The organism is Sellimonas caecigallum (assembly GCF_019754295.1).
In the GTDB taxonomy this organism is placed as follows: Bacteria; Bacillota; Clostridia; order Lachnospirales; family Lachnospiraceae; genus Sellimonas; species Sellimonas caecigallum.
The window spans coordinates 19,894-45,903 of sequence record NZ_VIRV01000004.1 but is presented as its reverse complement, the minus strand read 5'-3'; the positions used below and the strand labels follow the sequence as shown (position 1 = coordinate 45,903).

19 protein-coding genes and 1 other annotated feature are annotated in these 26,010 nt (G+C 45.9%); of the genes, 15 read left to right on the top strand and 4 right to left on the bottom strand.

Annotated elements, in window-relative coordinates; translation table 11 throughout:
* Window positions 1–11: 11 nt before the first annotated feature.
* Together aroA and FLB61_RS04365 are read right to left on the bottom strand one after the other, a co-directional pair.
* A complete protein-coding gene (aroA, locus tag FLB61_RS04370; protein WP_221919493.1) occupies window positions 12–1,313 on the bottom strand; it encodes a 3-phosphoshikimate 1-carboxyvinyltransferase in 1,302 nt (433 codons plus the stop codon).
* 27 nt (window positions 1,314–1,340) lie between these two features.
* Complete coding sequence (locus tag FLB61_RS04365; RefSeq protein WP_221919492.1) at window positions 1,341–2,432, bottom strand: prephenate dehydrogenase; 1,092 nt, start codon at window positions 2,430–2,432, stop codon at window positions 1,341–1,343.
* A gap of 220 nt (window positions 2,433–2,652) precedes the next feature.
* Between FLB61_RS04365 and FLB61_RS04360 the strand changes: the two genes are divergently transcribed.
* Together FLB61_RS04360 and FLB61_RS04355 are read left to right on the top strand one after the other, a co-directional pair.
* Window positions 2,653–4,728: an elongation factor G gene (locus FLB61_RS04360; RefSeq protein ID WP_087210941.1), complete on the top strand. Its 2,076-nt coding sequence runs from the start codon at window positions 2,653–2,655 to the stop codon at window positions 4,726–4,728.
* A 216-nt stretch (window positions 4,729–4,944) separates the two neighbouring features.
* Window positions 4,945–6,600, top strand: a complete 1,656-nt coding sequence (locus FLB61_RS04355) for a hypothetical protein (protein ID WP_087210944.1) — start codon at window positions 4,945–4,947, stop codon at window positions 6,598–6,600.
* Between the two features lie 79 nt (window positions 6,601–6,679).
* Here the strand turns inward: FLB61_RS04355 and FLB61_RS04350 are convergent, their stop codons facing one another.
* Complete coding sequence (locus tag FLB61_RS04350) at window positions 6,680–7,102, bottom strand: hypothetical protein (protein ID WP_087198886.1); 423 nt, start codon at window positions 7,100–7,102, stop codon at window positions 6,680–6,682.
* 259 nt (window positions 7,103–7,361) lie between these two features.
* Window positions 7,362–7,587: a binding site (T-box leader), on the top strand.
* Between the two features lie 119 nt (window positions 7,588–7,706).
* Between FLB61_RS04350 and leuS the strand changes: the two genes are divergently transcribed.
* The 13 genes from leuS to FLB61_RS04285 all read left to right on the top strand — a co-directional run bounded on the left by leuS (window position 7,707) and on the right by FLB61_RS04285 (window position 24,293).
* The gene (leuS, locus tag FLB61_RS04345) at window positions 7,707–10,130 is read left to right on the top strand and encodes a leucine--tRNA ligase (RefSeq protein WP_221919491.1); all 2,424 of its coding nucleotides are present in this window, start codon (window positions 7,707–7,709) and stop codon (window positions 10,128–10,130) included.
* A gap of 179 nt (window positions 10,131–10,309) precedes the next feature.
* Window positions 10,310–10,612: a hypothetical protein gene (locus FLB61_RS04340; RefSeq protein ID WP_246599106.1), complete on the top strand. Its 303-nt coding sequence runs from the start codon at window positions 10,310–10,312 to the stop codon at window positions 10,610–10,612.
* Between the two features lie 321 nt (window positions 10,613–10,933).
* Window positions 10,934–11,824 carry a proline iminopeptidase gene (gene pepI / locus FLB61_RS04335; protein ID WP_087198889.1) on the top strand — a complete coding sequence of 297 codons (891 nt, stop codon included), beginning with the start codon at window positions 10,934–10,936 and terminating at the stop codon, window positions 11,822–11,824.
* 174 nt (window positions 11,825–11,998) lie between these two features.
* Window positions 11,999–12,904 (top strand): NAD-dependent epimerase/dehydratase family protein, encoded by a 906-nt coding sequence (locus FLB61_RS04330; protein WP_330625490.1) that lies wholly within the window; start codon window positions 11,999–12,001, stop codon window positions 12,902–12,904.
* Window positions 12,905–12,959: 55 nt separating this feature from the next.
* A complete protein-coding gene (locus tag FLB61_RS04325) occupies window positions 12,960–13,658 on the top strand; it encodes a LytR/AlgR family response regulator transcription factor (RefSeq protein ID WP_221919490.1) in 699 nt (232 codons plus the stop codon).
* 5 nt (window positions 13,659–13,663) lie between these two features.
* Window positions 13,664–14,326: a sensor histidine kinase gene (locus FLB61_RS04320; RefSeq protein WP_221919489.1), complete on the top strand. Its 663-nt coding sequence runs from the start codon at window positions 13,664–13,666 to the stop codon at window positions 14,324–14,326.
* Between the two features lie 103 nt (window positions 14,327–14,429).
* A complete protein-coding gene (locus FLB61_RS04315) occupies window positions 14,430–16,277 on the top strand; it encodes an ABC transporter ATP-binding protein (protein ID WP_221919488.1) in 1,848 nt (615 codons plus the stop codon).
* Window positions 16,255–18,129 (top strand): ABC transporter ATP-binding protein, encoded by a 1,875-nt coding sequence (locus FLB61_RS04310; protein WP_221919487.1) that lies wholly within the window; start codon window positions 16,255–16,257, stop codon window positions 18,127–18,129. Before FLB61_RS04315 ends, FLB61_RS04310 begins: the two co-directional genes overlap by 23 nt.
* Before the next feature lie 45 nt (window positions 18,130–18,174).
* A complete protein-coding gene (locus FLB61_RS04305) occupies window positions 18,175–19,050 on the top strand; it encodes an aminoglycoside 6-adenylyltransferase (RefSeq protein WP_330625489.1) in 876 nt (291 codons plus the stop codon).
* 24 nt (window positions 19,051–19,074) lie between these two features.
* Window positions 19,075–19,602 carry a putative immunity protein gene (locus tag FLB61_RS04300; protein ID WP_087198891.1) on the top strand — a complete coding sequence of 176 codons (528 nt, stop codon included), beginning with the start codon at window positions 19,075–19,077 and terminating at the stop codon, window positions 19,600–19,602.
* A gap of 123 nt (window positions 19,603–19,725) precedes the next feature.
* Window positions 19,726–21,039, top strand: a complete 1,314-nt coding sequence (locus FLB61_RS04295) for a sodium-dependent transporter (RefSeq protein ID WP_221919486.1) — start codon at window positions 19,726–19,728, stop codon at window positions 21,037–21,039.
* 198 nt (window positions 21,040–21,237) lie between these two features.
* Entirely contained in the window at window positions 21,238–23,418 is a 2,181-nt protein-coding gene (locus tag FLB61_RS04290; RefSeq protein WP_221919485.1) for a PTS sugar transporter subunit IIABC, read from the top strand.
* 44 nt (window positions 23,419–23,462) lie between these two features.
* Window positions 23,463–24,293 (top strand): PRD domain-containing protein, encoded by an 831-nt coding sequence (locus FLB61_RS04285; protein ID WP_221919484.1) that lies wholly within the window; start codon window positions 23,463–23,465, stop codon window positions 24,291–24,293.
* A gap of 35 nt (window positions 24,294–24,328) precedes the next feature.
* Here FLB61_RS04285 and FLB61_RS04280 read toward each other — a convergent pair whose 3' ends face one another.
* Window positions 24,329–25,885, bottom strand: a complete 1,557-nt coding sequence (locus FLB61_RS04280; protein ID WP_221919483.1) for an ABC-F family ATP-binding cassette domain-containing protein — start codon at window positions 25,883–25,885, stop codon at window positions 24,329–24,331.
* Window positions 25,886–26,010 lie beyond the last annotated feature (125 nt).

The following is a 26,010-nucleotide window of genomic DNA, read 5'->3' as shown; positions in this document are numbered from 1 at the left end:
GCCTCCTTTCATCAGACAGTAAGGCTTTTTAAAGATGCAAAAAATCCGGGATAGGATACATCCACACAGGAACTGTCAAGTATGTCTGTCACACCGTCCGAGGCCAGGGCTGCCACGGAAAACGCCATGGCGATACGGTGATCGAGATATGGATTGATCACTGTACCGTGCAACGCTTTTCCTCCGCGGATGATCATTCCATCCTCTGTCGGGGTAACATCGCCGCCCATCCGGGTAAGGTTTTCTGTGACTGTCCGAATCCGATCCGTCTCTTTTACTTTCAGTTCCGCGGCATCCCGGATGACGGTAGTTCCATCGGCGAAAGCTGCCAGAACAGCAATCATCGGGATCTCATCGATGAGAGTCGGGATCAGTCTTCCTTCCACGACAGTGCCATGGAGAGAACTGGATCTGACAAGGAGGTCGGCGGTCTGCTCCCCGCCCTCAGCAGTCTCATTCACATATGTGATATCGGCACCCATATCCTGACACACTTTCAGTATCCCAGCCCGGGTTGGATTTGTACCGACATTTTTGATAAGCAGTTCAGATCCCGGGACGAGAAGAGCAGCAGCGATAAAGTAGGCGGCCGACGAGATGTCGCCTGGTACATGAATCTTCTGCCCATAGAGCTCCTGACACGGGAGGATGGAAATCCTGGCCGAAGCATCCGCTGATATTTCTGTAGAAACGGAAGCGCCAAATTTACAGAGCATCAGTTCCGTGTGATTTCTGGAAAGCACAGGCTCTGTGACAGATGTCACGCCGTCTGCGTAAAGTCCCGCAAGAAGGATGGAGGATTTGACCTGGGCCGAAGCGACAGGGGAATGATAGGTAATCCCGTGCAGGGAATTTGTTCCATCGATGCGCAGAGGAGCGCAGCCGTCTCCGCGGATACTTTCAATCTTTGCACCCATCCGGGTAAGAGGGGTAATGATACGCCCCATAGGACGAGAGTTCAAAGAGTCGTCTCCGGATAAGACGGAGGTAAACGGCTGTGCGGAAAGAATACCTGATATGAGCCGCGTGGTTGTGCCGCTGTTTCCTACATCCAGATGGGATCCCGGGGCAGACAGTCCGCGCATCCCTTTTCCATGGACGATGAGACGCCCCTCTTCTTTTTGTTCAATATCAATTCCCATCTGCCGGAAACAGCCGATGGTAGAGAGACAGTCTGCCCCGTAGAGGAAGTTTGTGATTTCAGTTGTCCCTTTTGAAAGAGCACCGAACATCACACTTCTGTGGGAGATGGATTTATCTCCTGGTATCGTGATTTCGCCCCGCAGAGGAGCAGAATTCGTAAGCTGTGTCATAGTCTTTTTCCTTTTCCTTATTTTGATTTATGCGCGTTCATAGACGGTGTAGCGGTGCTTTCTCAACACCTGTGCTGCGTTCTTTTGAGCAGCCTCGTCATAAAATTCGATGCGCAGAACCCCTTCCTCGAATTCACGGTTGTGGACAATGCCGATATTCTTGATACTGATATTGTTGGAAGCAAGAATGGTGGCAATCGTAGCTACGACACCTGCTTCGTCGATGATATCACAGTATACGGCGAACATCTTTTTGATCGGTCCTGCGGAGATTTCAGGCACAGAATTTCTGTAATTTCTGGAAGAATCAAAAAAGCGATAGATTTCCTGAGCGTTTCCTTCGTCGATCATTTTCTTCGCTTCTTTAAGTGTCTCGATATAGCTCTCCAGGATGGAAGAGAGATTCTCCCGGTTGGACAAAAGGATGTGTTCCCACATGGTAGGGGAGGAAGATGCGATACGCGTGATGTCCTTAAAGCCTCCCGCGGCCAGCAGTTTCATCAGTTCATCCTTCGTGTCATGATCCTTCACAAAGTTGACAAGTCCGGATGCGATGACGTGGGGAAGATGGCTGATCGTCCCGGTAATGTAATCGTGTGTCCGGCAGTCCAAAACAACAGGGAGTGCTTTCAGAGACTGTACAAAAGAGGCATATTCGGAAGCCTTTTTCTTCTGAGCATCCGAGGACGGGCTTATGATATAGTAGGCGTTCTCGATCAGGACCGCCTTGGAGTTGGCGTATCCGGATTTTTCAGAGCCTGTCATTGGATGCCCTCCGATAAAGAAGGTATCCAATCCAAGCTTTGCTGCGTCCTCGTGGATCGGAGTCTTTACACTTCCCACATCGGTTAACACCGTATTCTCAGAAAGAAACGGCTTGACCTGGCTTAGATATGCGGAATTGTGAATGACCGGTGTGCAGAGGAAAATGTAGCTGCAGTCCCGGAAGTTGTCGTCGATGACAGTGACGGCTGTGTCGACGACTGACTCCGCGGTTGCAAGGGCCAAAGTCTCTCTGTTTTTATCAAAAGCAACGATCTCAGAGCCGGGATAGTAGAGGCGAATTGCTTTTGCGATGGAACCTCCGATCAGTCCAAGACCGATAAATCCTATTTTCATAAGTTATATCCTCATCTTTCTTTAGTCATATAATTCTATTTTAAGAGATTTCAGTCTGTTTGTCAAAACTATTATGCGTTAAAGTGAGAAAGTATATTTGTTGTGAAAATTCTATAAAAGAGTTGTAAAATAACTAAGAATTTAGTACAATATACACATGGTTACTGTGAAAGGAGAAAAACAGTAAAATCAGAACTGAAAATTAAGGAGGCAGCACTATATGAAAGTTTACAGGACGGATGAGATCAGAAATGTGGTTTTATTAGGACATGGCGGATGCGGGAAGACGAGCCTTGTCGAAGCAATGGCTTATGTTTCCGGCGTGACAAACCGTATGGGAAAGATCAGCGATGGAAACACCATCAGCGATTTTGATAAAGAAGAACAGAAACGCGGCTTTTCTATCGGAACGAGCCTGATCCCGATCGAGTGGGAGAAAGCAAAGATCAATGTGCTGGATACACCAGGCTATTTTGACTTTGTGGGAGAAGTAGAAGAGGCAGTAAGCGCTGCGGATGCAGCAGTCATCGTTGTTTCCGGCAAGGCAGGAGTGGAAGTAGGAACGGAAAAGGCATGGGAACTGTGTGACAAGTATAATCTGCCGCGTATGGTCTATGTGACAGAGATGGATTTGGACGATGCAAGCTTCCGTCAGGTAGTAGAGACGTTAAGAGCGAAATATGGAAAAGTGATCGCGCCTCATTTCATGCCGATCCGTGAGAACGAAAAGCTCGTTGGATATGTAAATATCATCAAGAATGCAGGAAGAAGATATACGGGAATTGCGGAAAGAGAAGAGTGCGAGATTCCGGATTACTGTATGGATTATCTGCAGCAGTACAGGGATGCGCTGATGGAATCTGTGGCAGAGACAAGCGAGGAATTTCTGGACAGATATCTATCTGGAGAAGAGTTTTCTGTGGAAGAGATCCGCTCCGCTATGCGTACGGAAGTGATGGACGGAGACATTGTACCAGTAGCAATGGGATCCAGCGTGCAGGCACAAGGTGTTGCAAATCTCCTTTCTGATATTGTTCGTTTCTTCCCAAGCCCGGCAAATCGCGAATGCGTGGGAATGAACAGAAAGACAAATGCGATCTATGAAGCAAACTACGATTTTGCTAAGGCAAAAAGTGCATATGTATTCAAGACAATGGTGGATCCGTTTATCGGAAAATATTCATTCATAAAAGTGTGCTCCGGAGTAATCAAAGGCGATGACGTTCTATACAATTCCGACACAGATGCAGAGGCAAAACCGGGTAAGATCTACACAATGATAGGCAACAAGCCGATCGAAGTGAGCGAACTTTTTGCGGGGGACATCGGCGCCATTGCAAAACTTAACACGACAAAGACAGGGGATACCCTTTCCACAAAGAATACCCAGCTTGCATTCGCAAAGACAGAGTATTCAGTTCCATATACATACATGAAATATGTGACAAAAGCAAAGGGAGATGAAGACAAAGTTTCCCAGGCGCTTGCAAAGATGATGGCGGAGGATGTTACCTTGAAAGTCGTAAATGACACGGAAAACCGCCAGATTCTCCTCTACGGTATGGGAGATCAGCATCTGGAGATTGTTGCAAGCAAACTGGCATCCAGATATAAAGTGGATATCACACTGGAAAAACCGAAGGTGGCATTCCGTGAGACGATCCGCAAAAAATCCGATGTCGACTCCAAATATAAGAAACAGTCAGGCGGACACGGACAGTACGGACACGTAAAGATGACTTTCGAATCATCCGGAGATCTGGAAACACCGTACGTATTTGAAGAGACGGTTGTGGGCGGAGCTGTTCCAAAGAACTACTTCCCGGCAGTGGAAAAAGGTCTTCAGGAAGCTGTTGCGAAAGGGCCTCTGGCCGGATATCCGGTTGTGGGCATCAAGGCGGTTCTCTATGACGGATCTTATCATCCGGTAGATTCTTCCGAGATGGCATTTAAAACGGCTGCGATCCAGGCATTCAAGAAGGGTGTGATGGATGCAAGTCCGGTACTTCTTGAACCAATCGTATCCCTGAAAGTGACAGTGCCGGATGATTACACTGGAGATGTCATGGGAGATCTCAATAAGAGAAGAGGACGTGTGCTTGGCATGACACCGACCGCAGGAGGAAAACAGATCATTGAAGCGGATGTGCCGATGATGGAACTCTATGGTTACTGCACAAATCTCCGTTCCATGACAGGCGGACGCGGTAAATACGAATACACATTTGCAAGATACGAGCAGGCTCCGAATGATGTGCAGGAAAAAGAGATCGCGAAGAGAGCAGCTGAAGAATAATATCTGAATAAAAAAGAATGCAGATACGGTCAAACGGCAGGTTTTTTAGCCTGCCGTTTGGTATGCGTGAAAGGTCTCAGGAGGTTTTTGAAAGACTGTGGCAAGGGAGAAATATTTCGGACAAAATCATTGTAAAACGCAGTAAATGTGTTATGATATAGAAACAAAATATCTTTTGACACAACATCATAGCAACAAAAAAGGAGAAAAATGAAAATGAAAAAGGGAACAACAAAAGCAGTTGCAGTGATTTTCCTGATTCTGCTGGCGGGAATCTATTATTATGTCAAGCTTCCGGCCATCAATATCCACGCTGCGGGATTCTGGACTTTCCTGATCCTTGTGATCGCAGCCATCCTGGTCATCTACATTTTCCGGAGAAAACTGTTCAGAGGTCAGGAATTAAAAGAAAACAAAGTAGTAAAGGGACTTGTGGGACTGATCTTTGTAGTGGTGGCAGTATACCTTGTGGGAACACTCCTTTCTTCCCCGATCATCAATGCCAAGAAGTATCAGAAGCTTCTCACAGTGGAAAATGGAGATTTCACAAAAGATATCAAAGAACTTTCTTTTGATCAGATACCGATCCTTGACAAGGATTCAGCAAAACTTCTGGGAGATCGGAAGATGGGAAGCATGGTAGATATGGTTTCCCAGTTTGAAGTGGATGAACTGTACAGTCAGATCAACTACAAGGACAAACCGGTCAGAGTATCTCCGCTTCGGTATGCAAGCATTATCAAATGGTTTACAAACCAGTCCGAAGGAATCCCAGGTTATATCAGAATCGACATGGCGACGCAGACAACGGAACTTGTAAAGCTTGAGGAAGGCATCAAGTATTCCACAAGCGAGCATTTTAACCGTAACATATACCGTCATCTCAGATTCTCTTATCCGACATATATTTTTAATGAGCTGAGTTTTGAGATTGACGATGACGGAGTGCCATACTGGATTGCTCCGGTCAAGAAGTTCAATATCGGCCTCTTCGGGGGCGAGACGGTAGGGCGTGTCGTTCTCTGCAATGCGGTAACAGGGGAGACGGAAGACTATGCAATCGAGGACGTCCCGGAGTGGATCGACCATGCGTACGACGCAGATCTTCTGGTAGAACTCTACGATTATCACGGCACACTGAAACACGGATTTTTCAATAGCATTTTAAGTCAGAAAGATTGTCTCAAAACAACGGACGGATACAATTATCTGGCGATCGATGACGATGTGTGGGTATACACCGGGGTAACATCCGTCAACAAAGACCAGTCCAATGTCGGGTTTGTACTCATGAACCAGCGGACAATGGAGACAAAGTTCTACGAAGTGGAAGGAGCGACGGAAGCCTCCGCCATGTCCTCCGCCGAAGGACAGGTACAGAACCTGAAATACAAGGCAACCTTCCCTCTTCTTCTGAATATAGCAGGGGAACCGACATACTTTGTGGCTCTCAAAGACGACGCAGGGCTTGTGAAGAAATATGCCATGGTAAATGTGCAGAAATATCAGATCGTGGCTGTCGGAAATACGGTAAGTGAGTGCGAGACGAACTATCTGGGACTGATGGAACAAAATGGCATCCAGGTGGAAAGAGACAGTGTCAATGCTGAGAAGACGGAGACGATCAGCGGAAAGATAAGAAAGATCGCGCAAGGTGTTATTGACGGAGATTCCCACTTTTATCTGATGTTGGAAGGATCCGATGAGATTTTTGATGTCTCTGTCGTGGATTTCATTGACATTATTAAGTACGACGTGGGACAGGAAGTGACATTGGAATATAAAGAAGGAGAAAATGCAAACGTCGTTCTCTCGCTCAACGGAGAAAAGAAAGAGACAAAAAGCGATGATGCGCAGAATGAACAGCAGTAAAGCTTTTTCCGGATTGAATAAAGGAAAATAAAAAATGGTCAGGCCCCTCTGGATGAGGGGCCTGACCATTTTACTTCTTTTAGTTTAAAAGGGCACAATCAGTCAAATCAACATGGCTTAAGTCATTCTTGTCTGCACTGATACTTATGTAGAAATCGATGTTGAAATCTCTGGAGATTTTTTTCAGTTTTTCAATAAATTCCGGGATATCATCGAGTGATATATGTGCATGTTTTAAAATACCGTCGATAAAGATGGACTCAATGTCGTGGTTGGCGCTTGTCATGCCGTAGATGAAACCGAGATAAGCGTCGATATTATCGATAGCTTCGTAATCATCCATGCAGATTGCGCGGATGTCAAAGGATAAGCTATAGGTGTCCCGATGGCTCTTCTTTATGAAGAAGACATTTCCATCGCTTTCTTTTGATGCAGTGTTTGCAAGTGCAATCATCTGCTGTGTTTTTCCGGTGCCTTTCGGGCCTGTCAATAAATTAACCATATGCAAAATCTCCTTTTAACTATAAATTTTTCTGATGAAATGACTTGTGATTATTATACACCAAATGCGGGAATGAAACAACCTTTTTTGTCAAAATTAACAAAAACAAAGAAGAAAAGAATGACAATATAAAAAGAAGTTGCATAACAGATAAGAGGAGATGCCGGATGCCGGCGAGGAATGGGCAACAAAGTATGATGGGATTACTTGACAAATTGGGTCAATGCCGGTAAAATTATCAAGAATAAAAAGATATCAGATAAAAACGATAGAAGAGGAATAGTAAGAGAGAAAAGTCTTTCAGAGAGCTGTCGGACGGTGCGAGGCAGCAGACCGGAATCTCCCAACTCGCCTCGGAGTTCTTCTGGTGAAGGAATGAAGGAAGTAGCCGGAAGCGGGTTTTCCCGTTACAGAAAAAAAGGGCGTCTGTCCTGAGACAGGCGAATAAGAGTGGTACCGCGTAAGTCATTGCTTTCGTCTCTTGTACATACAAGTTTCTTGTATATGCAGAAGAGACGGAAGCATTTTTATTCTGCAGGAAAGTCAAAAGACTTTTTAGCAGGATTGGTTTTTATGGCAACAGAGATATAAGGAGGAAGAGATTATGTCAGTACCTTACAATCACAGAGCCATTGAGAAAAAATGGCGTCAGCACTGGGAAGAACACCCGGTCAATGTTCAGGAAGATGAAAGAGGAAAACATGAGAAATATTACTGTCTGGATATGTTCCCGTATCCGTCAGGAAATGGGCTTCATGTAGGGCATTGGAGAGGATATGTCATTTCAGACGTGTGGAGCCGTTACAAACTCCTTCAGGGATACTACATCATTCATCCGATGGGATGGGATGCATTCGGACTTCCGGCTGAAAACTACGCTATCAAAATGGGAGTTCATCCGGCAAAATCAACAGCAGAAAATGTAAAAAATATCAAACGGCAGATCAACGAGATCGCGGCTCTTTATGACTGGGACAGAGAAGTCAACACGACAGACCCGAATTTCTATAAGTGGACACAGTGGATCTTCGTTAAGATGTTTAAGGAAGGACTTGCATACGAGAAAGAATTCCCGATCAACTGGTGCCCTTCCTGTAAGACAGGACTTGCCAACGAGGAAGTCGTAAATGGAAAATGTGAGCGCTGCGGCACAGAAGTGACAAAGAAAAATCTGCGTCAGTGGATGCTGAAGATTACAAAGTACGCGGAAAGGCTCCTTGCAGATCTGGACAAACTGGACTGGCCGGAAAAGGTAAAGAAGATGCAGAGCGACTGGATCGGCAAATCCTACGGTGCGGAAGTAGATTTCCCAGTGGACGGACGCGAGGATAAGATTACTGTCTACACGACAAGACCGGATACTCTTTATGGAGCAACCTTCATGGTACTCGCCCCGGAACATGCACTTGCAAAAGAACTTGCGACTGACGAGACGAGAGAAGCGGTAGAAAAATACATTTACGATGCGTCCATGAAATCCAACGTGGATCGTCTTCAGGATAAGGAAAAGACCGGTGTGTTCACGGGAAGCTATGCAGTAAACCCGATGAACCAGAAGAAGATCCCGATCTGGCTTTCCGACTATGTACTTGCTGATTATGGTACCGGCGCCATCATGTGCGTGCCGGCTCATGATGACCGTGACTTTGCATTTGCAACAAAATTTGGCATTCCGATCATCCAGGTTATCGCAAAAGATGGAAAAGAGATCGAAAATATGACCGAAGCGTACACCGAAGCTGCCGGAACAATGATCAATTCCGGGGAATGGGACGGAATGGAATCTGCGGTCCTCAAAAAAGAAGCGCCGATGATGATCGAAGAGCGCGGTATCGGAAGAAAGACTGTGAACTACAAACTCCGCGACTGGGTATTCTCCCGCCAGCGTTACTGGGGAGAACCGATCCCGATCGTACACTGCCCGGACTGCGGTGCGGTACCGGTTCCGGAAGAAGAGCTTCCGCTGACACTTCCGGATGTGGATTCCTACGAACCGACAGGAACAGGAGAATCCCCGCTTGCAGCTATCGATTCCTGGGTCAATACGACATGTCCGGTCTGCGGAAAACCAGCCAAGAGAGAAACAAACACCATGCCTCAGTGGGCAGGTTCCTCCTGGTACTTCCTCCGCTACGTGGATCCGCACAACGATAAAGAACTTGTATCAAAAGAAAAAGCAGATGCGATGCTTCCGGTAGATATGTATATCGGAGGGGTGGAACATGCGGTACTGCATCTTCTGTACTCCCGTTTCTATACAAAGTTCCTGTACGACATCGGAGTTGTCGATTTCGACGAACCATTTACAAAATTGTTCAACCAGGGAATGATCACAGGAAAGAACGGAATCAAGATGAGCAAGTCCAAAGGAAATGTCGTTTCCCCGGATGCTCTCGTGAGAGATTACGGATGCGATTCTCTGAGAATGTATGAGCTTTTCGTAGGACCTCCGGAACTGGATGCAGAGTGGGACGACAGAGGAATCGACGGGGTATACCGTTTCCTCAACAAGCTTTGGAATCTTGTGATGGACAACAAAGAAAAAGGTGTGAAGCCGTCCAAAGAGATGATCAAACTTCGCAACAAGATGGTATACGATATCACAAGCCGTCTGGAAAGCTTCAGCCTCAATACAGTTATCTCCGGATTCATGGAATACAATAACAAGTTCATCGAGCTTGCAAAGAAAGAGGGCGGAATCGACAAAGAAACGCTTTCTACTATCGCAGTGCTCCTGGCGCCGTTTGCTCCGCATATGGGAGAAGAACTGTGGGAACAGCTGGGACATACAGGAAGCGTCTTCCACGCAGGATGGCCGACCTACGATGAAGAAGCCATGAAAGATGATGAGATCGAAGTGGCAGTGCAGATCAACGGAAAGACAAGAGCCGTTGTGACAATCTCTGCGGAAAGCACAAAAGAAGAAGCCATCGCAGCAGGAAAAGAAGCAATCAAAGAAAAACTGACCGGAAACATTGTAAAAGAAATTTATGTGCCGGGAAGGATTATCAATATTGTAATGAAATAAATAGAGCAAATATTTCAAAAATGCAATGAGAAATGGCGTAGGTAATAGAATTATTATCTGCGTCATTTTTTTGTTGTAAGAATAACTTTTTGAAAATTTTTAACATACATTTAACTGGCAAAAGAAATAGAGAATGGTAAAATTATTTTAGAAGAGATAGTGGATAGGGAGATTTTCATATGTTTTTGATAACGATAATTATTTTGGTAATTGTGGAAGTCATTGGCTTCTTTATTGCGAAAAGATATGAAATGAGCGAAAAAGTAGACAGAGGAATAGAAATTTGTTATTGGAAATTAAGTTATAGACGAAAATTTATTAGAACATTGTTGTTAATTCCTGTATCTATAATTATAATTGTTGGTTTTTTTAAGGAATTTGACATAAATGTTTTCACAGGAATAACAGGACTTGCAGCTTTTAGTATAATTCTTATTCAGGCTTTTTATAATTACAAGAAATGGAAGAATGAAATAGAGTAATAAAATTTGTTTGGTTAGTACGAAAGTAAGGTCAAGGAATAAGGCGAAGGCGATGCGCCGTAGGGGCGGCAGAAATCATCTCAAGCTTAATTTACTTGATAAAAAAATATCCAGCAGAATAATATAGAGCGAGTAAGCACGCCTTTTTTATAGAATTTTTCTATAGCTATATTTGGTTCTATTCGGTTATCTTGTATGATACAGAGGTATTATTTTGGATAATATTAACAAATCTAAAAAAAATTACAAAAAAGGGTTCATTTTTCTGTGAAATGTATTATACTTAAAGTTAGTGAAAAAAATGTCAGAAAGGGGATAATCATGGCAAAAATTACAGAAGGCTACATGCCGTATTTAGGTTATCAGACTTATTACAGAATTGTTGGGGAAAGAAAAAATAACGGAAAGGCACCTTTGATCTGTCTTCACGGAGGACCAGGGTCTACTCATAACTATTTCGAAGTATTAGATAACGTTGCAGATGAAGACGATCGTATGATCGTTATGTACGACCAGATTGGATGCGGAAATTCTTATCTGGATGGACATCCGGAACTTTGGAACCAGAAAGTATGGTTAGATGAGCTGGAAGCTCTGAGAAAACACCTTGACTTAGATGTATGTCATATCATCGGACAGTCCTGGGGCGGAATGATGCAGATCGCTTATGCAGTTGACTATGATCCGAAAGGTGTTAAGAGTTTCATCATTTCAAGCGGACATCCGAGCAGTTCTCTTTGGGAAAGAGAAGGTCTTCGCCGTATCAAAATGATGCCGCAGGATATGCAGGATGCAATTAATCACGCTCTTGAAACTGGCGATTTTACAGGAGAAGCTTACGATGCCGCAGTTGCAGAATATATGGATAGATATTGCAACTACTGGCTTGGAGAAGATGCTCCGGAATGCTGTACAAGACCGAAAAAATCCGGTTCTGAATCTTATGTTGAAGGATGGGGACCAAACGAGTTCGCACCGACAGGAACACTGAAAGATTTTGAATACATTGACAGACTTGAAGAAATCAAGATTCCTTCCCTGATCTGCAGCGGTATTTCCGATCTTTGCTCTCCGCTTGTAGCTAAGACAATGGCAGACAGAATCCCTAATTCCAAATGGATCCTTTGGGAACGTGCAAGACATACCTGCTTTGTTGACAGACACGATGATTACTGTGTAGAACTCATCAAATGGATGAATCAGCACGACTAATTTATCTGAACATATGAAATATAATAGGGGCGCCGCAAAATCATCTGAAGAGATGATGAAGCGGCGCCTTTGTTCTTGTCTGTAGAAGGTGCTTGTGATAGGATAGAAGAAAAATATAAGGATTTGCAGTCAGCTATGATCTGACTTTCCATAATAAAATCAATGGAGGATCATATGATTATGAAAAAAGTGCTTGTAACAGGCGGAACTGCGTTTGTAAGCAGATACATTGCGGAGTATTATGTTGGCAAAGGATTTCATGTCAGCGTGCTGAACAGAAACACAAAAGAACAGTCAAAGGGAGTTCATCTCATCGAAGCGGACAGATACCATCTGGGCAATCAGCTCTGTGATCTTCATTTTGATGTGGTAATTGACACAGGCTATACTTCAGAAGAAGTAAAACTGCTTCTGGATGCTCTTGGAAGTTACGATGATTACATTTTTATCAGTTCCAGCGCAGTATACCCAGACAATCTCCCGCAGCCATTTGCAGAAGAAACGCTTTTGGGAGAGAATACGTACTGGAGAAAATACGGAACCGACAAGATCGAAGCAGAAGCACTGCTGCAGAAAAAAGACCCGAACGCATACATTTTAAGGCCGCCGTATTTGTACGGACCGATGAATGATATATACAGAGAGGCCTTTGTGTTTGACTGTGCGCTGGCAGATCGTCCATTCTATCTGCCGGGAGATGGTAGTCTGAAACTGCAGTTTTTCCATATTCACGATCTGTGCAGATTTCTGGATTTCCTTCTGGAGCGAAAACCGGAGCAGCGCATTTTTAATGTGGGGAACGAGGAGATGATTTCTGTTCGGGACTGGGTTTCTCTTTGTTATAGAATTGTTGGGAAAAAAGCGGAATTTGTAAATGTCTATGAATCGGTAGAACAGAGGAATTATTTTAGCTTCTGCGAGTATGAATATCAGCTGGATGTTACCAGACAGTGCGGATTTATGAAGGACACAATACCACTGGAAGAGGGACTGAGGGATTCCTTTGAGTGGTACAGAGACCATCCGGATCAGGTACAGAAGAAACCGTTTATCGACTATATAGAACAGAACCTGGAATAGACAGATTTGCCATGGTCATACTTAAAGTGAAAAGATGTAAAAGGACGGGGAGGACATGCAGTACAAAATAGCAGTTTGCGATGATTCTGAGGTTGACAGACAATATATATCCGGCATGGTTGCCCGATGGGCGAAAGAGAATGGCTGCATGGTGCAGAACGATATGTTCGCTTCGGCGGAAAACTTTCTGTTCCGCTATGCAGAAAAGAAAGATTATGATATTTTGCTGCTTGATATTGAAATGGGGAAGATGGACGGCGTAACCATGGCGAAAAAGCTGCGCCAGGACAATGACACCATTCAGATCGTTTTCATTACCGGATATTCGGATTACATATCCGAAGGATATGAAGTTGCGGCGCTTCACTATTTGATGAAACCTGTAAAGGAGGAGAAGCTGTTTTCCGTCCTTGACAGAGCTGTGGAAAAGCTGGCAAAAAACGAGAAAGTTCTGTATTTTGATATTGGGGGCGAAATCGTCCGTGTCCCTGTATATCAAATCCGATATGCCGAGGTGTTTGGAAATTATGTGACCATCCATGCTTCTGAGGATTTGACTGTAAAAATGACATTGGGTAAACTGGAGAAGGAACTGGATGATCGGTTTTTCCGTGTCAGCCGTTCTGCAATCGTCAACCTTACACAGATCAGCCGAGTAACCAGGAAAGAAATCAGGCTGAGGGACGGGGGGGCTGTTTCTCTGCCCAGAGCCGCGTATGAAGCCGTGAACCGGGCAATCATAAATATGAGGTAAAACAGATGGGATTTTTTTCAAAGAAGATAGATAAAAAAGTTGCGTCGTATCAGCAGGAGCTGATGGAAACACACTATCAGGAAGTGGACAATATGTACCGGCAGATACGGGGCTGGCGGCACGACTACCGCAACCATATCCAGACGATGAAAGCGTATGCGGCTGCAGAGGATTGGGATGCCATAAAACGGTATCTGGATCTCCTGGACGAGGATCTGATGACTGTGGATACGGTTCTAAAGACCGGGAATCCGATGACGGACGCGATTCTCAATTCCAAAATCTCACTGGCAAAATCAAAGAATATTCAGATTGTGGCGGATGCCCATATTCCTCTGAAACTGAAATCATCAGAGATTGATTTGTGCTGTATCATCGGCAATCTGTTTGACAACGCCATTGAAGCCAGCGTAAAACTCCCGGAAGATCAGAGACTGATCCGGGTATATATGGATATGAAAAGCACGCAGCTTTATATTTCTTTTACGAACTTTACCGCCTCCAGGAAAATGAAAAAAGAAGGGAAGCTGTTTCGCAGTACAAAAGGCCAGGGGCACGGATTCGGACTTGCCCGTATCAATGCTATCGTGGAACGTCTGGATGGATATATCAGCTGCAACAGCGAGGATGGAGCGTTCACAACAGAAATATTGCTTCCGCAGACGTAAGTGTGTGCAGATCGTCCCCCGGAAACAATCATTCGTCCCCAGAGTGATCCGGGGACGATTTTTTATGATAAAATTTTTATCAGAAAGGGCGGTGGTTTTCGCGATGATAAAAAAAGCAAAAATGTCCAGGCCGAAATATCATATGGGTCAAAATACATGGTTTATGGTCAAAATCGCATGGACTTCGGGAGAAAAAAAGGTCATTGTTCTCAGTCTTCTTTCCGCAGTGCTTTCCGTGGCGCTCAACCTGGTAAATCTGTATGTGGCGCCTTCGATTCTTTCCGCGGTGGAAAGGCATGTCCCTGTTGGGGAGCTGATGTGGACAATCGGAGAATTTGTTCTTGGACTGATGTTCGTATCGGCGGCATCCGAATATGTGAATGTAAATACTCTGTACGGCAGAATCAGTGTGCGCCGTGAGATCGTAGCGAGACTCAACAGAAAAGCAGCGACCACGTCATATCCTAATCTGGACAACGACCAGTTCCGAAAACTGATGGCAAAATCAAGGGAGTGTGTGAAAATGAACAAGTCGGCGACAGAGGCTGTCTGGACGACGCTCACAACGCTGTCTGCCGATCTCCTTGGATTTTTGGTTTATATCAGTCTTCTGACTTCCGTGCAGCCGATTCTGGTTTTTATCATCATTTTGACTGCGGGTTCCAGCTATTTCATCGGAAATCATGTAAACGGATACGAATACCGCCATCGGGAGGAAGAAGCAGAATATGAAAGGCACATGACGTATCTTTCGGAACGCGCGAGAGATCTGAGCGCGGCAAAAGACATCCGCATTTTCGGACTGCGGTCCTGGTTTTCAGAACTGTATACAAAGGCGATGGACGCTTACACCAGCTTTCACAGAAGAGCACAGGGTGTATATATATGGGCAAAAATCGCGGATCTTGTTTTGACGTTTCTGCGCAATGCGGTTATATACTGGTACCTTGTCCGGATGGTAATAAAGGACGGACTGGATGTGGCGGAATTTCTCCTCTTCTTTACCGCGGCCAGCGGGTTTGGCGAATGGGTGTTTGGGATTCTAAGAGAGTTTCATATTTTATATAGACAGTCGCTTGACATTTCAACAGTCCGCGAATGCCTGGAATTTGACGAGCCGTTTACATTTGAGGCTGGAAGAACGCTCCGATCTGAGAGGGGAAGGAAATACGAGATTCGGCTGGAACATGTATCTTTCCGGTATCCAGGCGCTGACAAGAATACATTGACAGATATCAATCTCACGCTGCATCCCGGCGAAAGGCTCGCTGTCGTCGGACTCAATGGGGCAGGGAAAACGACGTTGGTTTATCTGATCTGCGGATTACTGGACCCTACCGAGGGCCGTGTATTGCTTGACGGAACAGATATAAGAGACTTTTGCCGCACAGACTACTATACGATGTTTTCCGCAGTATTTCAGAGTTTTTCCCTTTTGGCCGGAACGATTGCGGAAAATGTCGCTCAAAACGACCTGGAATTTGACAGAAAACGCGTGGAGGAATGTATCGAAAAGGCGGGCCTGCGGGCCAAAGTGGAATCTTTGCCGGATGGATATGACACTTATCTCAACCGGGAGGTATATGAAGGGGCAATCCTGCTTTCCGGCGGAGAAACACAGAGGCTTATGCTGGCCCGGGCCCTCTATAAAGATGCGCCTTTCATCGTGCTCGACGAGCCGACGGCAGCGCTTGATCCGATCGCGGAATCAGAGATTTATCAAAAATATAATGAGCTCACAAGAGGAAAATCATCCGTCTATATTTCACACCGTCTTGCGTCTACCCGTTTCTGTGACCGGATTATCATGATCGATGGCGCTGGGATCAGCGAGGAAGGAACACACGATGAACTCATGAAGCTGGGAGGCAAGTATGCGGATTTTTACGAAATGCAGAGCAAATATTACAGGGAAGGGGATGCGGATCATGGAGAAGAACAGCAAACTTAAATCATGGAGAGAAACGAGGACGCTTACCAGCCGCGCATTCCGGATCTTTTTCAAGCGCTATCCTCAGATGGTCATGTCTCGCCTGCTGAGCGTCATGTGGACGGCTCTTACGCCCTATGTCGGCATTTATCTTTCTGCGCTTGTGATCGACGAACTTGCGGGCAGCAGAAATATCCGGCGCCTGCAGGCTCTCGTTCTGCTTACGCTTCTTTCCGGCGCCTTTACGGCTCTTTGCTCGGCGTTTCTCGAAAAGTGGAAGGAGACACAGAATGCAGGATTGTGGTTGAAGGTAGAGCAGATTTTTGCGGAAAAACTTTTTGAGATGGACTATGGAAATCTGGATGAAACAAAAACTGCGGAGCTGCTCTCCACGATCCGGCAAAATCAGAATGGGGGCGGCTGGGGACTGTACAGGGTAATTGAGAACTATGAGACGCTGTGCTCTTCCCTGCTGACAATCATAGGGGGCTTTTCCACGACGATTGCTCTGTTTACAAGTCCGGTTCCGGAAAGTGCAGGAGCCTATACAATATGGAACCATCCTCTGTGCGTTGCCCTTGTGATCGCCGTTATGATTGTGATTACGTATACCGCGCCGGCGCTTTACAACAAAGCAGGAAGCTACTGGGCACGGAACGCAGATTCCATCAATTTCAGCAACCGCATGTTCAGCTTTTTTGGCTGGCTAGGCGATCGGAAAGAGATTGCCGCGGATGTGAGAGTGTACCGGCAGGACAAAATGTGCGAACGCTATAACCAAAAGAAAGACGATGCGTTTGGTTCCGGAGGTCAGTTTGCAGCATACAGCCGGGGTCCGGCCGGGTTGTACAGCGCGTTGTCTTCCGCAGTATCCGTACTTTTCACAGGCGTCGTATACACCTTCGTCTGTCTGAAAGCGTGGGCAGGAGCCTTTGGACCCGGCGCTGTCACACAATATGTCGTGTCTGCCACAAAAGTGGCAGGAGGTGTGTCCAGCCTGATCTCAATGCTTGGAAATATGCGGAATAACGCCTCTTTTTTGGAGCAGGTGTTTACGTTTCTTGATATTGAGAACCGTATGTATCAGGGCAGCCTGACCATCGAAAAACGCCGCGACCGGAAGTATGAAGTAGAGTTTCGCAACGTTTCTTTTCGATACCCCGGCAGTACATATGATGTGCTGCGCAACGTCAATATGAAATTTGAAATTGGGAAACGTCTTGCCGTGGTCGGCAGAAATGGAAGCGGAAAGACGACATTTATCAAGCTGCTCTGCAGACTTTATGATCCTACAGAAGGAGAAATTCTGCTGAACGGCATTGATATCCGAAAGTATAACTATGCGGAATATATGACGCTTTTTTCCGTTGTTTTCCAGGACTTTCAACTGTTTGCGCTGAAACTTGGGGAAAATGTCGCTTCCAAGGTTGACTATGACGAAGTGCGGGTGCTGGACTGTCTGGAAAAGGCAGGATTTACGGAAGATTTTTTCAAAATGCAAAAAGGAGTTGAGACGTATCTGTATAAAGACTATGAAAAAGACGGTGTGAATGTCTCCGGCGGCGAGGCGCAGAAAATCGCCATCGCCAGGGCGCTCTACAAGGATGCCCCTTTTATCATTCTCGATGAGCCTACCGCGGCGCTCGATCCTGTCGCCGAAGCGGAGATATACTTCAGGTTCAATGAGATTGCAGGGGACAAAACGTCTGTCTATATCAGCCATAGGCTTTCCTCCTGCAAATTTTGCGACAAGATCGTTGTGTTCCATGGAGGAGAGGTAATCCAGCAAGGTACGCATGATTCCCTGGTAGCAGAGGAAAACGGAGAATACTATAAACTGTGGCATACACAGGCGCAGTATTACACAGAATAAGAGGATTTTTACTACATTTGAAAATTGCCGGTAAGGAGGATGGAAATGATGAGAACGGAAGAAGAGATGATGCGGATGATCCGGGATACGGCCAGGAAGGATGACCGGATCCGGGCAGCTTATCTGGAAGGATCCAGGGCAAATCCGAAAGTTCCAAAAGATATGTTCCAGGATTATGATGTCGTGTACATCGTGGAGGAGACAGAGTCGTTCCAGAGAGACAAAAGCTGGATCGACCGTTTCGGGAAACGGCTCTATATGCAGTATCCGGAAGACAGGGAGGCACCTGAGGACAAGGCGCGATGCTACGGTTGGCTGATGCAGTTTGCGGACGGAAACCGGATGGATCTCCATGTCTGTACGAAAGAATATGCCAGAAGCCATCTGGAGCTTTACCGGGTGCTGGTGGACAAGGACGGGATTTTTGAAGAAAAAGAGATGCTGTCAGATGAAAGATACCGGGTACAAAGGCCGGATCAGGAAGAGTTCTCCGCCGTGTGCAATGAGTTCTGGTGGTGCCTCAACAATGTGGCAAAGGGAATGTGGAGAAGGGAGATCCCTTATGTGATGGAGATGCTTGATATGATCATCCGACCGATGCTGAGAACGATTTTGGAGTGGAAGATTGGTGTGGAGACTGAATTTTCTGTAAGCGCAGGGAAGTCTGGCAAATATATGGAGCAGTATCTGGATGAAGACACATACAGTCGATACTTGGAGACATACACAAGTGCAGGGATCTCAGATATTCAGACCGGTGTGGAGGAAATGTGCAGACTTTTCCACGAGACAGCCCTTTATGTAAGCGGAAAACTGGATTTGACGTACAATCTGGAGGAGGCAAAAAACAGCAGGGAATATCTCGAAGACATCCTGTCCCTCCCTTTGGATGCAGAGACGATCCTTCTGAGAAAAAAGTAGCAAAAAGGAGAAAGGAGAAAAAACATGGCAAAATTGAGAAAAATGTTGGGAGACATTCAATCCGATATATGCAAAGATCTCATGAAGCTTATTGAGACACAGAGTAAGCAGACACTGGCGTCCTGGGCGCTTTCTTACGCGGTGGAGGAGTATCTGCCCATTTACCAAAAAGAATACCCGGAAGATCGTATCCTTTCTGAAACAGCGGCGGTTTGCAGGCAATATCTGGGTGGAGAGCAGAAGCTTGCCCAGATCAAACCATATCTGAAAGAGGCGGCCCAGATTGCCAGGGAACTGGATGATATGCCGGCAGCTCAGGCAGCAGCCCGGGCAGTGGCGACAGCGTGTGCATCGGTGCAGACGCCGACGAACACACTGGGATTTTTGTTTTACGGAGCTGCGGCACAGGCGTATGCATCTCTTGGAACCAAGGAGTCCAAGGAAGTATATGAGGAGTGTGCGCAGAAAGAACTGGAAAAGGCGTATGCGGCTTTAAGAGAATGCGCAGTGGAAGAAGAGCCGAATCCGGTAAAGATCAAATGGAATTGCTGATTTTTCTGCAAAAAAGAAAGTGTTGCATTAATGCGTTAAAGTGTGATATACTGTCGGGCGGAGGAGATTTCGGCAGCATATGAAGGAAATCTCTTCTGAAGTAAAAAAGACAGGGGAAAAGAGATGAAAAAAAGAGAGACTTTTACGAGCGGGCTTGGATTTGTCATGGCCTGTATCGGTTCAGCTATCGGACTCGGAAATATATGGATGTTCCCGTATCGATTAGGTGCCTACGGCGGGGCTGCATTTCTCATACCGTATCTCTTCTTTGTGCTGGTGCTTGGAACGACAGGGCTTATGATCGAATTTTCTTTCGGGAGGCATTTCCAAGGCGGATCTATGTCCGGGATACGCAAAGTGTTCAAGGAGAGAAAAATGCGAGGAGGCTCCATTGTCGGAGCGCTTCCGGCCATCGGTCTTGCCGGTATCTTTGTGTTTTACAATATAGTGATAGGATGGATTTTGAAGTATCTTTTCATGAGCGTAAGCGGAGAGCTTGGAAAGATCAATGCGGATACTTATTTTGACGGGTTTGCAGGTACGGCATCTTCTATTCCGTGGGACATCCTGTCCATCATGCTGACAATTCTCATCATTTCATTTGGAGTGACAAAAGGGATTGAGCGGATAAGCAAGATCATTATGCCGGCTCTTTTTGTGATTTTTCTTTTGTTGGCGGTGCGTTCTTTGACGCTCCCTGGAGCGATGGATGGAGTGAGATTTCTGATGAAGCCGGACTGGTCACAGCTTGGTAAGGTGGATACATGGGTCATGGCTCTCGGACAGGCTTTTTTCACAGTGTCGCTCAATGGCTGTGGAATGGTTGTCTACGGAAGCTATCTGAAGAAAGAGTACAATATTCCGAAGCTTTCGCTCACAACAGCGATTCTCGACACAATGGCGGCAATCCTGGCATCCTTTGTGATTATGCCGGCTGTGTTTGCTTTTCAGCTGGATGTTAAGACAGGACCTCCGCTCCTCTTTATAACGATGCCGTCAATTTTTGAGAAGATGCCGGGGGGAAGTATCGTGGCTCCGGTCTTCTTTATCAGCCTTTTGTTTGCTTCTGTTTCATCGTCTATCAATATGCTGGAGGGAGTGACGGAGGCGGTGATCTCGAACACGAAGATCACAAGAAAGAGGGCAGCTATCCTGATCGGAGTGATACTGGGACTTGTATCCGTGCCACTGAATCTCAGTATGGCTGCATTTGACAGCTTTACGAATTTTATTACGATTCTGGTTTCGCCTTTGATGGTAATTCTTGTGCTCATCGTTTTCTTTTATCTCTATGACCAAAAGAAAGCAATTCAGGAGATCGGCGAAGGCGGAAACATAAAATTTGGAAAATGGTATGAGTATTTTGTAAAATATGTTTTCCTGATCATTACAGCTTTGGTTGTGATCTTAGGTGTTGTATATGGAGGAATCGGATAAAAAACTTGACAAACATCCGATGCAATTGTATACTTGTTACAGAAAAAATAAATTCTGATAGTGTGTTACTGAATGCAGGCATCAACTATCCTTCACAGATTACATCGTTCGGTGTAGTCTGTAAGGTAGTTGGTGTTTTTTTGTTTTAAAGGATGAAACATACTGTTGGATTTTGGAAGAGAAGAGAGGAGAAAAAAGATGAAAGACAAAATTTTTGGTGTTCTTCAGAGAATTGGACGAAGTTTTATGCTTCCGATCGCCATCCTTCCGGTGGCCGGTCTTTTGCTCGGTATCGGCAGTTCTCTCACGAACGCTACCACCATTGAGATGTATGGGCTGGAGTCGGTTCTTGGAGACGGGACGATTCTTCATGCTCTTTTTACCATCATGACAAGGGCAGGTAGCGCCATATTTGACAACCTGCCGATCATTTTCGCTGTAGGGGTGGCCATCGGTATGTCAAAAAAAGAGAAGGAAGTAGCAGCGCTTTCTGCTATGATCTCTTTTCTTGTCATGAACATTACTATCAACGCGCTTTTACAGATCGAAGGTACCGTTCTGGCAGACGGGACAGTTGCTGATGGTGTTCTGAGTGGTACAGTGGCAAGTGTACTTGGAATTCCAACCTTGCAGATGGGAGTGTTTGGCGGTATTATCGTAGGACTCGGAGTGGCGGCACTTCACAACAAATACTATAAGATCGTACTTCCAAATGCATTGTCCTTCTTTGGCGGCTCCAGGTTCGTGCCGATCATTTCTACAGTCGTTTATGTGGGAGTTGGGATCATCATGTATTTTGTTTGGCCCTTCGTGCAGAACGGAATCTACGCCCTTGGCGGCCTTGTCACGGGAACCGGATATGTGGGAACTCTGATTTTTGGTATCATCAAGCGTGCTCTGATTCCATTCGGACTCCATCATGTATTTTACTTGCCGTTCTGGCAGACAGCCGTTGGAGGAACGATGGAGATCGGCGGACAGCTGATCCAGGGCGGACAGAATATTTTCTTTGCGCAGCTGGCTGATCCGTCTACGATTCATTTCAGTGCAGATGCGACGAGATACTTTTCAGGAGAGTTCATTTTCATGATTTTTGGACTTCCGGGAGCAGCGCTTGCCATGTATCGTTGTGCAAAACCGGAAAAGAAGAAACAAGCAGGAGGACTCCTTTTATCTGCAGCCCTTACGTGTATGCTGACAGGTATCACGGAACCACTGGAATTTTCATTCCTGTTCGTAGCGCCGATTCTTTTTGTCGTGCAGGTTGTTTTGGCAGGTGCGGCTTATATGATCGCCCACATGCTGAATATTGCGGTAGGGCTTACGTTCTCCGGAGGTATACTGGATTTCTTTATGTTTGGTATTCTGCAGGGAAATGAAAAGACAAGCTGGCTTTTGATCATTCCGGTGGGGATCGTCTATTTTGTCCTTTACTATGTGATCTTCACAGTCCTGATCAAAAAGTTGAACCTCAAGACACCTGGACGAGAAGATGACGACGTAGAGACGAAGCTGTATACAAAGGCGGACTACAAAGCAAAACAAGGAAAGGCAGGAGGAAACGGGGAAGAGCGCGCCGAAGATGAGAGAAGCGTCCTCATTACTCAGGGACTAGGCGGAAAGAAAAATATTTCTGATGTGGACTGTTGTGCAACAAGACTTCGCTGTACAGTCGTGAAACCGGAGCTTGTGAACGAAGGCATCTTAAAGCAGACCGGTCCGTCAGGTATCGTTCGAAAAGGTCAGGGAATCCAGATCATTTACGGTCCGTCCGTGACGGTTATCAAATCCAATCTGGAAGATTATCTTGTTCACGCACCGAATGAAGAGTATGTGGCGGCAGAGAGATCAGAAGAAGCGGAAGTGCCGGCGAAAAAAGAGAAGGCCAAAGAGGAAAAAGAAGCGAAAGAGGCTTGCACAAAGAAAACCCTTTTCTCGCCGTTTAAAGGCAAGGCAGCGCCGATCACGGAAGCGCCGGATGAAGCATTTGCAGGAAAAATGATGGGCGATGGCTACATCGTATTCCCGGAAGAAGGAGTGGTTTATGCTCCGGAAGACAGCACGGTATCCTTCGTGTTCCCGACAAATCATGCCATCGGACTTACGACGGCGGACGGTGTAGAATATCTTCTGCACATTGGTGTGGATACAGTAAAACTGGAAGGAAAAGGATTCGAAACATTCGTAAAAGACGGAAATTTTGTAAAAAAGGGAGACAAACTTATGGCTTTTGATATAGAATATATAAAAGAGCATGCGAAATCCGAAGCTTGTATTGCCGTGTTTACAGGATTGACAGAAGGGGAAGAAGTTGTGATGAAGGCATCCGGTCATGTAGATGCGCAGGACGAAATTGCGGAAATCGTAAGCTGCCAATAATGGGAAGGTATCCAGCCTTCCCCTCAAAAGGAGCTTGGAGACGGATGTATCGGATCATCAAAGTTTTGAACAACAATGCTGTTCTGGCATGGAACAAAGAACGAAAAAAAGAACAGATCCTCCTTGGAAATGGGATCGGATTCGGCAAGAGGCCGGGGGAGGAGAGCGGACCTATAAAGGACGCCAAAGTTTATTCCTTAGTCACGAGAAGAACCCAGGTATCGGCTCTGAAAGTCGTAAACGGGATTCGGCCGGTATACCTGGAGGCAGCCGGGAAGATCCTGGATGAAGCGGAAACGGTGTTTGCAAAGGTGTGTCATGATAATCTTCTTCCGCTTGCGGATCATATTGCTCTGGCGGCAAAACGGGCGGAAGAGAAAAAGAGCATACCAAATCCATTCACACCGGACATCAAAGTTCTCTTTGAGGAAGAGTACCGGATTGCAAAGAAGGGCAGGGAAATCATAAGAGAGATGACAGGACAGGAGATCACGGACGATGAAGTGGGCTTTATCGCTCTTCATGTCCACTCAGCCCGTTCGGATGAAAAAGTATCGGAAACGCTGGAAAATACAAGGATCATCAATCAGAGTATCCGCATGATCGAAGAGTATTTCGGCATCAGACTGGAACAGGAATCTCTTGGATACAACCGGATGATGAGTCACATCTACTATATGCTGGCCAGGATTCGCAAAGGAGAACCGGTAAAGGCGGATCTGAATGAATTTGTAAAAGTGAAATACGAAAAAGAGTTTGAGTCGGCAGAAAAGATCTGCCAGTGGATCGCAGGGGAAATGAAAAAGGAAGTTCCAGAAGAAGAGATAGGGTTTCTGGCGATCCACATTTTACGGGTTGTAAATAAAGAGGTATAGCCATCTTGCGGCTATACCTCTTTTTTCTGACTTATCTAGATGATTTTTGTTGTCCACTTTGTGCAGTCCCACACTTCAGATACGACGTCACGGTAAAACTCCGGTTCATGACAGATGAGAAGGACGCTTCCGCGGTATTCCAGAAGTGCTTTTTTCAGCGCATCTTTGGCGTCCGTATCCAGATGGTTGGTCGGCTCGTCCAAAAGGAGAAGATTTGTCTCCCGGTTGATAAGCTTGCAGAGACGTACTTTCGCCTGTTCCCCTCCGCTTAGAACCCGTACCTGGCTTTCGATATGCTTTGTCGTAAGGCCGCACTTGGCCAGGGCAGAGCGCACCTCATACTGGGTAAAGGAAGGAAATTCCGCCCAGATCTCATCGATACAGGTGGCTTTGTTTTCTCCTTTTACTTCCTGCTCGAAATACCCGATCTGGAGATTTTCACCAAGTTCACAGCTCCCTTTCAGGGAAGGGATGAGTCCCAGGATGCTTTTCAGAAGGGTTGTCTTTCCGATACCATTTGCTCCTACAAGGGCGATCTTCTGTCCGCGCTCCATGGATATAGAGATCGGGCGGGAGAGCGGCTCATCGTATCCGATGACAAGATCCTTCGTCTCAAAGAGAAAACGTCCAGGTGTTTTCCCAACCTTAAAGTGGAATTCCGGTTTTGGGCGCTCTGCGGCAAGCTCGATGACTTCCATTTTGTCGAGCTTTTTCTGGCGGGACATAGCCATGTTCCTCGTGGAGACACGGGCTTTGTTGCGGGCCACGAAATCTTTAAGTTCGCTGATCTCCTGCTGCTGACGGCGGTAGGCAGCCTCAAGCTGCGCTTTCTTTACAGCATATACTTCCTCAAAATGAGTGTAATCGCCCACGTAGCGGTTCAGTTCCTGGTTTTCCATATGGTAGATGATGTTGACGACTTCATTCAAAAACGGGATGTCGTGGGAAATCAGGATGAAAGCGCTTTCATATTCCTGGAGATAGCGTTTCAGCCAGGCGATATGTTCTTCGTCCAGATAGTTGGTCGGCTCGTCCAGAAGAAGGATATCCGGTTTTTCAAGGAGAAGTTTTCCAAGCAGGATCTTTGTGCGCTGGCCCCCGCTTAAGTCGGTCACATCCCGGTCAAGGCCGATGTCCAAAAGTCCGAGAGCACGGGCTACTTCCTCCACCTTAGCGTCGATCACATAGAAATCATGCATCGCGAGCATATCCTGGATCGTGCCAAGTTCTTCCATCATTTCTGTCATCTCCTCTTCAGATGCAGTGCCAAGGGAATCGCAGATAACGTTCATCTTTTCTTCCAGCTGGAAAAGCCAGGAGAAAGCAGATTTCAGTACGTCCCGTATGGTCATCCCTTTTTCAAGAACAGTGTGCTGATCCAGATACCCGATACGGACATTCTTTGCCCACTCGATTTTCCCTTCATCCGGTGTAAGATGTCCGGTAACAATATTAAAAAAAGTAGATTTTCCCTCTCCGTTTGCGCCCACAAGCCCGATATGTTCTCCGCGCAGAAGGCGGAAAGAGACGTCGGAGAAGATGGCTCTGTCGCCAAATCCATGTGTGAGATGCTCTACGTTCAAAATACTCATGATAAATCAAACTCCTTTGTATGAATCAGAATCTCAGACTATTGTACAGGAAAAAAGAACGTTTGTCATTCTGTTTTTTCGGGAGAGGCAACAGCATTTTTTCGAAACCGTCTTCCTCCCCTCCG